The organism is Klebsiella sp. HC6 (genome assembly GCF_022605325.1).
Lineage (GTDB): Bacteria > Pseudomonadota > Gammaproteobacteria > Enterobacterales > Enterobacteriaceae > Klebsiella > Klebsiella terrigena.
Window position 1 is genome coordinate 5,622,722 of record NZ_CP093276.1, and the last position, 15,180, is coordinate 5,637,901.

The 15,180-nt window shown below is 57.7% G+C and carries 15 protein-coding genes; 3 read left to right on the forward strand and 12 right to left on the reverse strand.

Translation table 11 applies throughout. The features are described from left to right. Positions 1-94: 94 nt before the first annotated feature. The 3 genes from pspG to MMW58_RS27100 form a co-directional block, all read right to left on the reverse strand. Positions 95-337: an envelope stress response protein PspG gene (gene pspG / locus MMW58_RS27090; RefSeq protein ID WP_041143599.1), complete on the reverse strand. Its 243-nt coding sequence runs from the start codon at positions 335-337 to the stop codon at positions 95-97. A 138-nt stretch (positions 338-475) separates the two neighbouring features. Continuing rightward, positions 476-1,474 carry a tRNA dihydrouridine(20/20a) synthase DusA gene (gene dusA, locus MMW58_RS27095; protein ID WP_115193785.1) on the reverse strand — a complete coding sequence of 333 codons (999 nt, stop codon included), beginning with the start codon at positions 1,472-1,474 and terminating at the stop codon, positions 476-478. Between the two features lie 101 nt (positions 1,475-1,575). Further along, on the reverse strand, positions 1,576-2,064 hold the full coding sequence (locus MMW58_RS27100; protein ID WP_045853456.1) for a cupin domain-containing protein: 489 nt from the start codon (positions 2,062-2,064) through the stop codon (positions 1,576-1,578). Between the two features lie 114 nt (positions 2,065-2,178). On the opposite strand from MMW58_RS27100, the gene zur reads away from it, so the two are divergent. Beyond that, positions 2,179-2,694, forward strand: a complete 516-nt coding sequence (zur, locus tag MMW58_RS27105) for a zinc uptake transcriptional repressor Zur (RefSeq protein WP_045853457.1) — start codon at positions 2,179-2,181, stop codon at positions 2,692-2,694. Between the two features lie 106 nt (positions 2,695-2,800). Here zur and MMW58_RS27110 read toward each other — a convergent pair whose 3' ends face one another. From MMW58_RS27110 to MMW58_RS27125, 4 genes are all read right to left on the reverse strand, one after another. Beyond that, complete coding sequence (locus tag MMW58_RS27110; protein WP_041143596.1) at positions 2,801-3,010, reverse strand: CsbD family protein; 210 nt, start codon at positions 3,008-3,010, stop codon at positions 2,801-2,803. A 126-nt stretch (positions 3,011-3,136) separates the two neighbouring features. Continuing rightward, positions 3,137-4,453, reverse strand: a complete 1,317-nt coding sequence (gene dinF / locus MMW58_RS27115; RefSeq protein WP_241722483.1) for an MATE family efflux transporter DinF — start codon at positions 4,451-4,453, stop codon at positions 3,137-3,139. Positions 4,454-4,523: 70 nt separating this feature from the next. Next, positions 4,524-5,132, reverse strand: a complete 609-nt coding sequence (gene lexA, locus MMW58_RS27120) for a transcriptional repressor LexA (protein ID WP_123710004.1) — start codon at positions 5,130-5,132, stop codon at positions 4,524-4,526. 255 nt (positions 5,133-5,387) lie between these two features. Then, positions 5,388-5,756, reverse strand: a complete 369-nt coding sequence (locus MMW58_RS27125) for a diacylglycerol kinase (RefSeq protein ID WP_045853460.1) — start codon at positions 5,754-5,756, stop codon at positions 5,388-5,390. 129 nt (positions 5,757-5,885) lie between these two features. On the opposite strand from MMW58_RS27125, the gene plsB reads away from it, so the two are divergent. After that, positions 5,886-8,309, forward strand: coding sequence for a glycerol-3-phosphate 1-O-acyltransferase PlsB (gene plsB, locus MMW58_RS27130; protein WP_159237604.1), 2,424 nt, complete (start codon positions 5,886-5,888; stop codon positions 8,307-8,309). Between the two features lie 63 nt (positions 8,310-8,372). On the opposite strand, the gene ubiA is transcribed toward plsB, so the two are convergent. The 5 genes from ubiA to malK all read right to left on the reverse strand — a co-directional run bounded on the left by ubiA (position 8,373) and on the right by malK (position 13,511). Continuing rightward, positions 8,373-9,242 carry a 4-hydroxybenzoate octaprenyltransferase gene (gene ubiA / locus MMW58_RS27135; protein ID WP_041143591.1) on the reverse strand — a complete coding sequence of 290 codons (870 nt, stop codon included), beginning with the start codon at positions 9,240-9,242 and terminating at the stop codon, positions 8,373-8,375. A 12-nt stretch (positions 9,243-9,254) separates the two neighbouring features. Further along, positions 9,255-9,752 (reverse strand): chorismate lyase, encoded by a 498-nt coding sequence (gene ubiC, locus MMW58_RS27140; RefSeq protein ID WP_133601254.1) that lies wholly within the window; start codon positions 9,750-9,752, stop codon positions 9,255-9,257. Between the two features lie 187 nt (positions 9,753-9,939). Beyond that, positions 9,940-10,884: a maltose operon protein MalM gene (gene malM / locus MMW58_RS27145; protein WP_241722484.1), complete on the reverse strand. Its 945-nt coding sequence runs from the start codon at positions 10,882-10,884 to the stop codon at positions 9,940-9,942. Between the two features lie 109 nt (positions 10,885-10,993). Beyond that, positions 10,994-12,304: a maltoporin gene (locus MMW58_RS27150; RefSeq protein WP_133601256.1), complete on the reverse strand. Its 1,311-nt coding sequence runs from the start codon at positions 12,302-12,304 to the stop codon at positions 10,994-10,996. Positions 12,305-12,401: 97 nt separating this feature from the next. Continuing rightward, positions 12,402-13,511: a maltose/maltodextrin ABC transporter ATP-binding protein MalK gene (gene malK, locus MMW58_RS27155; protein ID WP_133601257.1), complete on the reverse strand. Its 1,110-nt coding sequence runs from the start codon at positions 13,509-13,511 to the stop codon at positions 12,402-12,404. A gap of 369 nt (positions 13,512-13,880) precedes the next feature. Here malK and malE point away from each other — a divergent pair, with 369 nt between their 5' ends. Then, positions 13,881-15,071, forward strand: a complete 1,191-nt coding sequence (gene malE, locus MMW58_RS27160; RefSeq protein ID WP_123710012.1) for a maltose/maltodextrin ABC transporter substrate-binding protein MalE — start codon at positions 13,881-13,883, stop codon at positions 15,069-15,071. Positions 15,072-15,180 lie beyond the last annotated feature (109 nt).

The window sequence follows — 15,180 nt, forward strand, 5'->3', positions numbered from 1 at the left end:
AATTCGTTAACGCGCTAATAGTGACAGATTTAATAAGCAAAACCTACGCCGTTTTATGCAAAATTCCTCAGGTTGTGACCTACCACTCACTCCCTTAATAACGCCAGCGGTTGTTGCTACGGTAGCGGGTGATTTTGGGCTTATTTATCGCCCGAATCACCCATACCACCGCAACGGCCAACAGCAGCCACGGCAGCAGTTTAATCATCATCGCAAACAGGCCGCCGACGAACATCAGCGCCGTCGCCGCGACAATCGCAGCAATAATGCCCAGCAGCGACACGCCGGTCACCAGCAGCATCACAAAAAACCCAATAATAAATAGCAGTTCCAGCATCGTCTTCTCTCCCCGGCAATAACCCTCTGTACTCAGGCATTACAAGAAGCGTGCCAATTATAATTTATTGAATTTAAAGCAAAACGCCCTGAAGTTAACTTCAGGGCGTGGCGTATTTGACTAAATTTTAGCGAAACGTTAACGCTTATCGGCTACCAGCTTCAGCGCGTGTTCCAGGACGTTAATATCCGCCCCGGCCTTGTGCGCGTTTTCACTCAGGTAGCGACGCCACTGGCGGGCGCCGGGGATCCCCTGGAACAGGCCCAGCATATGGCGGGTTACATGGCCAAGATAGGTCCCGTTGCTCAGCTCACGCTCAATATACGGATACATGGCGCGCACCACGGCAACCGGGTCAGCATCCGCGCCACTGGCCGCAAAAATCTCCCGGTCAACCGCGGTCAGCATGCCTGGATTCTGGTACGCCTCGCGGCCAACCATCACGCCGTCCATATGCTCAAGGTGCAGCTTCGCCTCTTCCAGCGAGCGGATCCCACCGTTGATCGCCATCGTCAGATGCGGAAAATCACGCTTTAGCTGATAGACGCGCGGGTAGTCCAGAGGCGGGATCTCGCGGTTCTCTTTCGGGCTCAGGCCGGAAAGCCAGGCTTTGCGGGCGTGGATGATAAACATATCGCATTCGCCTTTCCCGGATACGGTATCAATGAAATCACACAGGAACGCATAGCTATCCTGGTCATCAATGCCAATGCGCGTTTTTACCGTTACCGGAATCGAGACCACGTCGCGCATCGCCTTAATGCAGTCGGCAACCAGCTGCGCATTGCCCATCAGGCAGGCGCCGAACATCCCGTTCTGCACCCGGTCAGACGGGCAGCCGACGTTGAGGTTGATCTCATCGTAGCCGCGTGCTTGCGCCAGCTTCGCACACTGCGCCAGCGCAGCCGGATCGCTACCGCCCAGCTGTAGCGCAACGGGATGCTCCTCTTCGCTATAGGCCAGATAGTCGCCTTTACCGTGAATAATCGCCCCGGTGGTCACCATTTCGGTGTACAGCAGCGTATGGCGCGACAGCTGGCGCAGGAAGTAGCGGCAGTGCCTGTCGGTCCAGTCGAGCATCGGTGCGATGGAAAAACGGTGGGCAGCAAAAGCGGTAGAAGTTGATTCTGGCATCATGGCGAATAAACAGGCATCCGGGTAAAAAGGGGCGCTACTATAGCACAAAGATAAACCACAGGCGCATAGCGCCAATGGTCATATCCTGGGGTGGAAAAATGCTATTTCCTGCGCGGCTTGCCGTCGTGAGGACCGAAGAACTGCGGCGGATGGTCAACCCAGCGATCCTGGCGCGTCGCGGCGTAGCTGGGGTTAAGCGGATAGTAGATCCGGTTAAATTTTTTATTCGCTTCGCCGACCACCAGCAGGCACACCTCCTCCTCGGTGTTGTTCAGGAAGGTATGGCATACCCCGGTACCGGCGGGAAAACCAACGCTATCCCCGGGCTCGAGCTTCCACAGATAGCCGTTTATCCACACTTCCGGATACCCTTCCAGCACGTAGATAAACTCTTCTTCATCGCTTTCCGCATGCGGATAAGAGGTGCGACGCCCCGGCAGCAGGCGTTCATGATGGATCCCCAGCCGGTTTAGTCGTAAACCTCGGGCCAGCGGCGCGCCGATGGAAAAGAGCTCGTTGCTGTCAGGGTAGGTGGCATCATCCGGCCCCTCCAGCTCGCGCCAATGTCGAATGCAATCAGGTCGTTTCATCGTTTTCTCCCGAAAATGAGATGCATCAGGTATAGCACAAACCGTGGGTTCTCGGCGTTTTGCCTGGATCGTGATAAAGTAACAACTTCATCGTTACACAACCAGAGGATGCTCATGGATAAGTCCACTTCGCAAGACATGTTAGCGCATGCTGAAAAGCTCTGCGCGCAGCGGGGCGTGCGCCTGACTCCGCAGCGCCTGGAAGTGTTGCGCCTGATGAGTCTGCAGCAGGGGGCGATCAGCGCCTACGATTTGCTCGATCTCCTGCGCGGTAAAGAGCCGCAGGCCAAGCCGCCAACGGTCTACCGGGCGCTGGAGTTTCTGCTGGAGCAGGGTTTCGTGCACAAGGTGGAATCAACCAACAGCTACGTGCTGTGCCATCTGTTCGATCAGCCAACCCATAGCTCAGCGATGTTTATCTGCGATCGCTGCGGCGTGGTGAAAGAAGAGTGCGCGGAAGGCGTAGAGGACATCATGCATACGCTGGCGGCAAAAATGGGCTTCGCCCTGCGCCATAACGTGATTGAAGCGCACGGACTGTGCGCGGGCTGCGTCGAAGTAGAAGCCTGCAACACGCCGGGGCACTGCCACCACGACCACACCATCCAGATTAAAAAGAAAGCCCGCTGAGGCGTTAGCCGCAGCGGGAATCAGGGGATTTTAGTACATCCTTGTACCCTTCGGGCAGGCAATAACAATGCTTTAAAACAAAGGGTTAACGCTTTATGTCCGATCGCTACCAGCGATAGTCATTTTTGGTTTCCCAGTCAGACACTTCTTTCTCTGCCTGATCTTTAGCGTAGCCGTAACGCTCCTGGATTCTACCGACCAGCTGGTCGCGCTTGCCCTCGATGACGGTCATATCATCGTCGGTAAGCTTGCCCCATTGTTCTTTGGCCTTACCTTTTAACTGTTTCCAGTTACCGCCGATTTCGTCTTTATTCATAATTCAATCCTCATCGTTCGGTGAGTGAACAGCCCGCTGTGTGCCGGACATATGATTAACTATAGATGAGAATTCTGGGTTAATTTTATTATTCGGAATCTTTAACCACCTTTATGACAAAACACGTTATGAAAACCAGGTTCCGCGCCGCCAGTGCCGCCGCCAGATCAGCGCCAGCGACAGGCCCCGCAGGGCCAGGAACACCGCCAGCGCCAGCCACAGGCCGTGGTTACCGAGCACCGGTAGCGTCAGCAGGGTTAAGGCAAAGCCCACGGCGGCTACCGCCATGCTGTTACGCATTTCGCTGCCGCGCGTCGCGCCGATAAACATCCCGTCCAGCAGATAGCACCAGACGCCGATCGTCGGCAGAATCATCTGCCACCACAGATAGCGGTCGGCGAGCTGCTGGAGCGAGGGTATCGAGGTCAGCAGAGCGATAATCTGCTCTCCCGCCACGCTGTAGATCAGCGCAAAAGCCAGCGCGACCATGCCGGACTGCCGACAGGCCGCCCGCCATACCTCCAGCAGCTTGCTGCCGTCGCGCGCGCCGTAGGCCTGCCCGGAGTGGGCCTCCACGGCGTAGGCAAAGCCATCCAGCGCATAGGCGGTGAAGGTTAGCATGGTCATCAGAATGGCGTTCACCGCCACGATATCGCCTCCCAGACGCGCGCCGCAAACGGTCACCGCGCCAAAGCAGAGCTGCAGCAGCAGCGAACGCAGCATGATGTCGCGGTTGAGGGCCAGCAGCCGCCGGATGTCGCCGCGCCAGGCGCCCTTGAGCATAGCGAACGACACGCCGCGAAGCTTCAGCACGCGTTTCGCCATCAGCAGGCCAATGATAAAGGTGGCGTATTCGGCGCTCACCGTCGCCAGCGCCGCGCCCTGCACGTTCATATGCAGACCCATCACCAGCCACAGATCGAGGACAATATTCAGCAGGTTGCCGACAATCAGCAGGATCACCGGCGCGCGGGCATACTGGACGCCCAGCAGCCAGCCCAGCAGCACCAGGTTAGCTAACGATGCCGGAGCGCTCAGCCAGCGGATCTCGAGGAATCGCCGGGCCTGCTCCAGCACCGCTTCGCTGCCGCCGACGATATGCAGCGCGAGGTTAATGAGCGGAATACGAAACATAACGATCAGCAGACCGGCGGCCAGCGCCAGGGCAAGCGGCTGCACCAGCGCGCGCGCCAGGCGAACGGGATCCTTTGCGCCAAACGCCTGAGCCGTCAGGCCGGTGGTACTCATTCGCAGAAAGAGCAGCAGCATGAACAGGAAGCTGGTCGCCGTCGCTCCGACCGCCACGCCGCCGAGGTAAACCGGGCTATCAAGATGGCCAATGACCGCCGTATCCACCAGACCCAGCAGCGGGACGGTGATATTGGAGAAAATCATCGGTAGCGCCAGGCGCCACAGGGCCTTATCAGCAGCATTAAAAAGCATGGGGGGGAGCCTGAGCGAAGAGAGATAGCGCAGCATCATGCATCAGACGATGCTGCGTTAGAGAAGGCGCTTACAGCCACTCGCCGTTGCGGATGACGCCGACGGCCAGACCTTCAATGGTAAAGCTTTGCTCGCGTAGGTTCACCACGATCGGTGAAAACTCGCTGTTTTCCGGCAGAAGTTCGACGACGTTACCCTGCTTTTTAAGGCGTTTAACCGTCACTTCTTCATCGATGCGTGCGACCACAACCTGCCCGTTGCGCACGTCCTGCGTTTTGTGTACCGCCAGCAGATCGCCGTCCAGAATACCAATGTCTTTCATCGACATACCGCTGACGCGCAGCAGGAAGTCGGCGCTCGGCTTGAACATTGCCGGGTCGACCTGGAAGTGGCCTTCGATGTGCTGCTGCGCCAGCAGCGGCTCACCGGCAGCGACGCGGCCAATCAGCGGCAGGCCGGGCTCTTCTTCAGTTAGCAGACGAATACCGCGGGAGGCACCGGAAACGATCTCGATTGCGCCTTTACGCGCCAGCGCTTTCAGATGTTCTTCCGCCGCGTTTGGGGAACGGAACCCCAAGCGCTGAGCAATTTCCGCACGCGTCGGCGGCATGCCCGTCTGGCTGATATGATCCCTGATGAGATCAAACACCTCTTGCTGCCTGGTCGTTAACGCTTTCATTCCGCCCCCTGGGTGTATATACAGTTATGCTGTGAGTATATACAGCTAACGGTGATTTTGGAATCAAATTTCACACATAAATCAGGAGATTCTTTTGTTTTGATGCCCGCCGAAGCCGGTTAACGCAAAGGGGATAGTGGTGAGGCGCTGCGGCTCCACGCGGGACAAAAAAACGCGTGGAGAGAGGCTCGCCGGCCCGTGGACGCGAAACCGGGGCGGCGGACGGCAAAGCAAATAGCCTGATGCGACCGGCGCTTAGCGATAGTGCGCCCACAGCAGCGTAACCCAGACGATCAGCGCGATGGCGATCGCCAGAAATACCGCCGCAGAGCCCATATCCTTCGCCCGTCCGGAAAGCTCATGGTGCTCGGAGCCAATCCGGTCCACCACCGCCTCAATCGCGCTATTAAGAATTTCGACTATCATCACTAACAGGACCGAGCCTATCAGCAGCACGCGCGTAACGGCGTCAACATCCAACCAGCAGGCGATCGCAATGGCAATAACGGTGGCGATCCCTTCCTGACGAAAGGCGGCCTCATTTATCCATGCCGCACGAAAACCTTTCCAGGAATACCCTGCCGCTTTAATAATTCGGGTTAACCCGGTGGTATTATTGGCCATCAAAAGAACCTTTTTATGTAAATGACGTCAATGAGTGTACGCGTTTGCCGCGTGGCGACGGAAATTTTGCGCACTTTCTGTTATTCTTGCCGCGCATTTGCATGATTAACCAGAGGCTTCACATCGTTTATGTCCGGCTGGCAACGAATTTACTATAAATTACTTAATTTACCATTACGGCTGCTGGTAAAAAGCAAGTCTATTCCCGCAGAGCCTGCTCAGGAATTAGGGCTGGATACCTCGCGTCCGATTATGTACGTTCTGCCCTATAACTCGAAGGCAGACCTGCTGACGCTGCGCGCGCAGTGCCTGGAGCACGATTTAGCCGATCCGCTCGAGCCGCTCGAAATCGACGGCACCCTGCTGCCCCGCTACGTCTTTATCCACGGCGGCCCGCGCGTATTTACCTACTACACGCCGAAAGAAGAGTCCATCAAGCTGTTCCACGACTACCTGGATCTGCACCGCAACCACCCTGACCTCGATGTGCAAATGGTGCCGGTGTCGGTGATGTTTGGCCGTGCGCCCGGGCGCGAAAAAGGCGAGCTCAATCCGCCGCTGCGCATGCTTAATGGTATTCAGAAATTCTTCGCCGTGCTGTGGCTGGGCCGCGACAGCTTCGTGCGCTTCTCGCCGCCGGTGTCGCTACGCCGAATGGCGTCCGAGCACGGAACCGACAAAACCATCGCCCAGAAGCTGGCCCGCGTGGCGCGTATGCACTTCGCCCGCCAGCGCCTGGCCGCCGTCGGCCCGCGCCTGCCCGCCCGTCAGGATCTGTTCAACAAGCTGCTGGCGTCAAAAGCCATCGCCCGCGCGGTGGAAGACGAAGCCCGCAGCAAGAAAATCTCCCACGAGAAGGCGCAGCAAAACGCCATCGCGCTGATGGAAGAGATCGCCGCCAACTTCTCCTACGAGATGATTCGCCTGACCGACCGCGTGCTGGGCTTTACCTGGAACCGTCTGTATCAGGGCATAAACGTTCACAACGCCGAGCGCGTGCGGCAGCTGGCGCACGAAGGGCACGAGATCGTCTACGTTCCGTGCCACCGTAGCCATATGGACTACCTGCTGCTCTCCTACGTGCTCTACCACCAGGGGCTGGTACCGCCGCATATCGCCGCCGGCATCAACCTCAACTTCTGGCCGGCAGGGCCGATTTTCCGCCGCGGCGGCGCGTTCTTTATTCGCCGTACGTTTAAGGGCAACAAGCTCTACTCAACGGTATTCCGCGAATATCTTGGCGAACTGTTCAGCCGCGGCTACTCGGTAGAGTACTTCGTCGAGGGCGGACGCTCCCGTACCGGGCGCCTGCTGGACCCGAAAACCGGCACCCTGTCGATGACTATTCAGGCGATGCTGCGCGGCGGTACCCGGCCAATCACGCTGGTTCCTATCTACATCGGCTACGAGCACGTGATGGAAGTCGGAACCTACGCCAAAGAGCTGCGCGGCGCGACGAAAGAGAAAGAGAGCCTGCCGCAGATGCTGCGCGGCCTGAGCAAGCTGCGTAACCTCGGCCAGGGGTACGTTAACTTCGGCGAACCGCTGCCGCTGATGACCTGGCTCAACCAGCACGTACCGGAGTGGCGCGAATCTATCGATCCTATCGAAGCCATTCGCCCGTCCTGGCTGACGCCGTCGGTAAACAGCATCGCCGCCGATCTGATGGTCCGCATCAACAACGCCGCCGCGGCAAACGCCATGAACCTGTGCTGTACCGCGCTGCTGGCATCGCGCCAGCGTTCACTGACCCGCGAGCAGCTGACCCAGCAGCTGGAGTGCTATCTCGATCTGCTGCGTAACGTGCCCTACTCTCCGGACGCGACCACGCCGCCGGCTTCCGCCAGCGAGCTGATTGACCACGCGCTGAAGATGAATAAGTTCGAGGTCGAGAAGGACACCATCGGCGACATCATTATTCTGCCGCGCGAGCAGGCGGTGCTGATGACCTACTACCGCAACAACATCGCTCATATGCTGATGATGCCTTCGCTGCTGGCGGCTATTGTCACCCAGCATCGGCGGATCACCCGCGTGGAGGTGCTACGTCACGTCGAGATGTTCTATCCGCTGCTGAAGGCCGAGCTGTTCCTGCGCTGGGAAAAAGAGGAGCTGGCGAGCGTTATCGATGCGCTGACCGCTGAGATGCAGCGCCAGGGCCTGCTGGTACTGAGCGATGATGAGATAAGCATCAACCCGTCGCACTCCCGCCTGCTGCAGCTGCTGGCCGCCGGCGCGCGCGAAACGCTCCAGCGCTACGCCATCACCTTCTGGCTACTGAGCGCAAATCCTGCGATTAACCGCAGTTCGCTGGAGAAAGAGAGTCGCACGATGGCCCAGCGCCTGTCGGTTCTGCACGGGATCAACGCGCCGGAGTTCTTCGATAAGGCGGTATTCAGTACTCTGGTACTGACGCTGCGTGATGAAGGCTACATTAGCGATACCGGCGACGCCGAGCCGGAAGAGACGCTGAAGGTTTACCAGATGCTGGCGAACCTGATTACGTCGGATGTGCGTCTGACGATTGAAAGCGCCGCGCAGGATGAAGCGTAGCGCCTGAGACCTGCCCCGGCCTGCGCATCGCTGGCCGGGGAGTCATAACCAGGACTGGGGAAACTACGCCATGTAGCCCATCGCCAGGCCGAGGAACAGCACCAGCCCAACGTAGTTATTGTTTAAAAACGCTTTGAAGCAGTCGTCGCGTTCACGACGGAAAATCAGCTTCTGCTGCCAGAAAAACAGCCCCGCCGCGATAAACAGCGACCAGTAATATTCCCAGCCCAGGCCGTTCAGCCAGCCTACCGCCCCCATTAAGACCAGCACCGCAATCTGCAGCATGCCGATAATCAGGCGGTCGTTTTCACCGAACAAAATCGCCGTTGATTTGATGCCAATTTTAAGGTCATCGTCCCGGTCAACCATCGCATACTGGGTATCGTAGGCCACCGCCCACAGAATGTTGGCGAGGAACATCAGCCAGCAGCTCAGCGGCAGCGATTCGCTCACCGCGGAGAAGGCCATCGGAATCGACCAGCCAAACGCCGCGCCGAGCACCACCTGCGGCAGGTGGGTGTAGCGCTTCATAAATGGATAGACCCACGCCAGCGCCAACGCCGCCACCGACAGCAGAATGGTCATGGTGTTGAGGGTCAGCACCAGCAGGAACGAGAGCACCACCAGCACGGCAAACAGCACCCGGGCCTCTTTCTCCGTCACGTCGCCGCTGGGCAGCGGGCGACGCGCGGTGCGTTTAACGTGACCGTCAAACTTACGGTCGGCATAGTCGTTGACCACGCAGCCGGCGGCGCGCATCAGCCACACTCCGGCGACAAAAACGGCCAGAATCCACAGCGGCGGAATACCCGGCGTCGCTACCCATAGCGCCCACAGCGTCGGCCACAGCAGCAGCAGCGCGCCGATCGGTTTGTCAGTACGCATCAGGCGATGAAACGCCAACAGCTTATTCTGCGTCAGACTCCACTCCATTTTCTCTTCCTCTTAATACAGCGGCGATGCCGGCAGAAACAGTTCTGTCAGCAGCAGCGGTTTACCGCTCAGCCGAAGGCGGGAACGACGCCCCCAGAGCTCCGCATAGCGCCCAATTTCAATAAAATCACGGGTTAACGTCGAAGACGTGAACAAATAGCGGCCCAGCGGCGTCTGTCCAAGCTGCTGCAGCGCCAGTTCGGGGCCGCTCAGCGTCGATTCCGGAACGACGGTGCGCCCGGCCAGCCAGGGTTCATTATCGGCGCAGAGAATAATTTCCCGCAGCCAGTAACGCTCTTCATCCGGCAGCAGCGCTTCTTCGCCGACCAGCGCCTCGCGCCCGACGAACGCTTCGTTGACCAGCATAACGCTAACCTTTTTCCCCTGCTGCTCAAAGCGTTTGGTCATTGAGTCTTCCAGCAGCAGCCAGTCGCGCAGCGAGGGCTCCAGCGGGGGCATAGCGGCAAAATAGCGCAGCGCACGCAGTTGCGTAAGCGCAGGATGTGACATGCCTGATTCTCCGATACATAACGTGGAGGCATTGTATCGCAGAATAGGCCGATCGGGGCGGGCAAACATCAAGATACGATCTTCCGCGCAACAGCCATGCAACAGCAGCCGCGCGCGAGAAAAAAAGGTGCGTCCAGGCGGACGCACCTAAAGGCTGTGCCTAAACATCAGCATTGTGGGGAGACGATCACCCCTTGCCTTTTACACTGCTGATAAAGGTGGAACGGGCAGATTTCGAGCCAAGGCGTTCAGCTTCGTTCATCAATTTGAGGGCTTTGTCGATATCACCTTTCGCAACCGCCTGCTTGATGCCGTTGTTAAAGTAGGTTTCCGTATCGTCCAGCATCGGCTCGCTCTTCGCCGCAGGCGCGGCGACCGGCGCCGCAACCGGAGCGGCGGCCGGCGCGCTGTATACCGGCGCGGCCGTATTGCCGACGGTGACCGGACCCGGGCCGGAGGAGCCAAACAGCGGGCCAACCAGCACGCTGGAGCCGGAAGAGGTTTTCACCTTCAGACCCAGGGTACCTTCGGTGGTATGTTTAGCAATCGGGTCCGGAATATCCGGTACCGCGTTACCCGTACCTTTGGCGTAGGCCTTCGCCGGATCGATTAATTTGGTGGTCTGCTGCAGATCCTGCGGCGTGGTAAAGACCAGGACGTAAATCTTTTGCTGGCCCAGCGCCGGCGTCAGACGCATCACCCCTTCGAGGCGATCCGAGCTCATTACGCCCGGCTCGAGGTAGGTAAAGTAGCTGCTGGGGAAGTAGGCCGATGGCGTCATGTTCTGGTCAAGAATCAGCACGTTCGGTGCAAAAACGCTGGTTTGCTTGTTGACTTCGCTGGTCAGCGTAATGGTCAGCTCACCGATGTTCGCCGGGACGCTATAGGCGGCGACCGGCCCGGTGATGCCGGGAATATTCAGCGACTGTCCTGCCGTCGCGAGGTTGGTGACCTGAGATTTTGACTGATCGACCGGCGTCCAGGTTAACTGCTGTAGCGCGGAGGCGGGGATCGTCGGTGCGGCAGAGGTGTTCTGCGGCACAAAGTTCACATCGGCAAAACTGACTGCGGGTACGCTGGCCAACAGGCCGGCGGACAGGCAGAGGGCAACGAGACTTTTATTCATTTTCATTGTTATCACCTCAATTCCGATGGCCGAGCGGTAGCCAGGCAATAGCTCGCAGGGCCTAAGATAGAGAGGGGCTTGCGCCCCTCTTTTGGTCATGACAGGTCAGGCAGGATTACCACCAGATTTCCATCTGGGCACCGAAGGTCCACTCGTCGTTATCGCCACGGCTGAAGGTCTTCGCAGAGGTGTCGTTATACGCCACGCCGGAGGTGTAGCCAGTACCGGAGTCGCCGTTCGCATAGCCCCATTTCTCATCCCACTTGGCGTAGGTTGCGAATACGCGGATTGCCGGACGCGACCAGATGCTGTCGCCAGCCTGCCACTGCTGTGCCAGGGTGATTTTGTACTGGTTGTTGTTGTCGCCGGTTTTCTGCGATTCTACGTTGTCGTAGCCAACTTCCAGCAGGGTGCTCATGATCGGCGTCCATTTGTACATTGGACGTACGCCGACGGTCCACCATTTGGTGCCGTTGTTGTTGTCGAGGTTGATATCCTGGTACATACCGACGTACATCAGATCCCAGCTATCGCCCAGCGAGATCGCGCCGTGGTCAAGCACGCGCCACATGGTACCGTCGTTGTTGATGCTGCCGCCCTGCGGAACGCCTTTACCGTTGGAGGTCATTGCGTCGGTTGCGTACTGCAGCACAAACTTGTTGTAGCCCTTCAGCATGCTCTGGGTGTGTTCAGCGGTCAGCATCCAGCCGTCTTTAGACGCGTCCGGCTGCAGGTAGTAGTTATCCGGAACGTTGGTGTGACCGTAGTCAACGCCGAGCTCCAGGGTACCGCCTGGGTTGATTTCCATCTGCGCTAAACGCACGTCGAAGACGTCGTTCGGCACGATGTTGTCATAAATACGGTTGCCCAGCGCATCGCGGTCAGCGAAGGTGGCAGAACCGCCGGACTCAGAAGAACGGGTTGCCGCCATAGACAGCTTACCGAAGCCCAGATCGATGTTTTCGATACCAGCACCAGGACCTGAAATATCCCAGTAGTAGAAGTCGATCATATGAACGTCATGACGCTGGTAGAAACGCTTACCGGCCCAGATGGTGGAACCTGGCAGCCAGTCGATCAGGTTTTTACCCTGCACGTTGGCTTCACGGAATGCCGGGCTGGTTGATTCCCAGTCATTCTGCTGCGATACGGAGTACGCGACGTTGGTATCGAAGTAGAAGCTCTTATCACCTTCTTTCCATACTTCCTGGCCCAGTTTTAATTCCGCATAGGTTTCACATTCGTTACCAAGACGGTATTTACTTTGAGCACCGGTTGCCTGGAAGCACTGCTGTTCACCGCCGCTGCCGGTCCAGCCGATGCCGGAACGAGCATAGCCGTGGAAATCGACGGCCATCGCCTGGGCAGACATAACGCCTGCCGCGACGGCGACCGCCAGTGGAAGTTTGCGCAGAGTAATCATCATTCTATCTCCTGAGATCATTGCTTTTCTTTGAACACTTCGCCCGTCGTTCTGCCTGCTGCAGCGCTAAGGGGTTCGCGTTTTTTTTTAATGGGAAGCCTTACACGCCCGGCTCTTGATGCAACCGACGACACGCCGTGCCATCCTCACGGAATAAATGGCAACGTTCCGGTGGCAAACCGATAGCGAATGTGGCTCCCTCTTTTACCAACACCACGTCGTTCTGGCGGTAGACCAGGTTCTGACGGATGGCTGGGATCTGGATATGAATTTGCGTTTCGTGACCAAGCTGCTCAACCACCTGCACTTCCCCTTCGAGGGTCACGTCGGCGATATCGCTGGGCAGCAGATGTTCCGGGCGGATGCCTAAGGACATGTTTGCGCCAACCTGAACGCGGGCGCTGTCCACCGGCAGCCAAATTTGCTGGCGGTTTGGCAGCTCTACCTGAACCTGCTCAATGGCGGTTGCGGTGACTTTTACCGGCAGGAAGTTCATCTTCGGCGAGCCAATAAAGCCCGCAACGAAGCGATCGGCCGGGTAGTGATACAGCTCAAGCGGTCTCCCTACCTGCGCGACGCGACCTGCATCCAGCACCACAATCTTGTCGGCCAGGGTCATCGCTTCAACCTGATCGTGGGTCACGTAAATCATCGTGCGTCCCAGCCGCTTGTGCAGGCGGGAGATTTCGATACGCATCTGCACGCGCAGCGCGGCATCGAGGTTTGAAAGCGGTTCATCCAGCAGGAAGACGCGAGGCTCCGCCACCAGGGTACGACCGATGGCCACGCGCTGACGCTGGCCGCCGGAAAGCGCCTTTGGCTTACGCTCAAGCAGGTGCGCCAGCTGCAGCACTTCAGCCACCTGAGTGACGCGCTGGTTGATCACATCTTTTTTGGCGCCGGCCAGCTTCAGGCCGAAAGACATATTTTCCGCGACGGAGAGATGAGGGTAGAGCGCGTAAGACTGGAAGACCATGCCGATGCCGCGTTCTGCGGGTGGGATGTCGTTCATCCGGGTTTCGCCGATAAACAAATCACCGCTGGTTATGGTTTCCAGCCCGGCGATCATACGCAGCAGGGTAGATTTGCCGCAGCCCGATGGCCCGACAAACACCACGAACTCCCCTTCCTGGATGTCGAGATTGATATCTTTCGATACCACCACGTCGCCCCAGGCTTTCGTTATATTTCGCAGCTGTACGCTCGCCATGCCCATCTCCCTTCGTTACAACCTGTCACTTAAAGACACATTCAAGATGGGCTGACTATGCGGCATTCATTAACCTGGTGAATCCTCCACCCCCGGCTTTTTTATGGGGGAGGAGACGGGAGGATGAGAGATTGCCTCTCACTGCGGGGGATGGCACGCCAAAGTCAATTTCGTGACGCAGGTTGCAAAAATAGCCGCCTTTTTATGTGCTCCACGCCCCAATACCGGCGTTTCTGCAAGCCAGATCACACAAACTACGGGTGGGGCGTAGACATGGGGAGGATGGAAAGGGGTTGTTAAAAAAGGAAACTCATCACCGTTAAGCCACCTAAGTGTATCCACGAGCACATCACCAAAAAGGACTGGTATATGAAAATCAAAACCGGCGCCCGCATCCTCGCGCTGTCAGCACTGACCACGATGATGTTTTCCGCCTCTGCCCTCGCCAAAATTGAAGAAGGTAAGCTGGTAATCTGGATTAACGGCGACAAGGGCTATAACGGCCTCGCTGAAGTGGGCAAAAAGTTTGAAAAAGACACCGGGATTAAGGTCTCCATCGAGCACCCGGATAAGCTGGAAGAGAAATTCCCGCAGGTTGCGGCAACCGGCGATGGCCCGGATATTATCTTCTGGGCACACGACCGCTTCGGCGGCTACGCGCAGTCCGGTCTGCTGGCCGAGATCTCCCCGGACAAAGCTTTCCAGGACAAACTCTATCCGTTTACCTGGGACGCGGTACGCTATAACGGCAAGCTGATCGCTTACCCAATCGCGGTTGAAGCGCTGTCGCTGATTTACAACAAAGACCTGGTTCCGAATCCGCCGAAAACCTGGGAAGAGATCCCGGCGCTGGATAAAACGCTGAAGGCGAAAGGTAAGAGCGCGCTGATGTTCAACCTGCAGGAACCGTACTTCACCTGGCCGCTGATCGCCGCCGACGGTGGCTACGCCTTCAAGCTTGAAAACGGCAAATATGATGTGAAAGACGTCGGCGTGGACAGCGCTGGCGCGAAAGCGGGTCTGACCTTCCTGGTCGATCTGATCAAGAACAAACACATGAATGCTGATACCGATTACTCCATCGCTGAAGCGGCGTTCAACAAGGGCGATACCGCGATGACCATCAACGGTCCGTGGGCGTGGGCCAACATCGATAAGAGCAAAATCAACTACGGCGTAACGCTGCTGCCAACCTTCAAAGGCAAGGCGTCTAAACCGTTCGTCGGCGTACTGAGCGCCGGTATCAACGCCGCCAGCCCGAACAAAGAGCTGGCGAAAGAGTTCCTCGAAAACTACCTGCTGACCGATCAGGGTCTGGATGAAGTGAACAAGGATAAACCGCTGGGCGCCGTTGCGCTGAAATCCTTCCAGGAGAAACTGGAAAAAGATCCGCGTATCGCCGCCACCATGGCGAACGCCCAGAAAGGCGAAATCATGCCGAACGTTCCGCAGATGTCCGCCTTCTGGTATGCCGTACGCACCGCGGTTATCAACGCAGCTAGCGGTCGTCAGACCGTCGATGCCGCGCTGAAAGACGCACAGGCTCGTATCACTAAGTAACCTGCTAGTCCCCTCCCCCTTCTCGGGAGCGGGTCAGGATCCCGGCCGGCAGCCGCCGCCCGATCCGGGCCCTCTCTCCTGAGGGGAGAGGGAGAACAAAATACGTTGT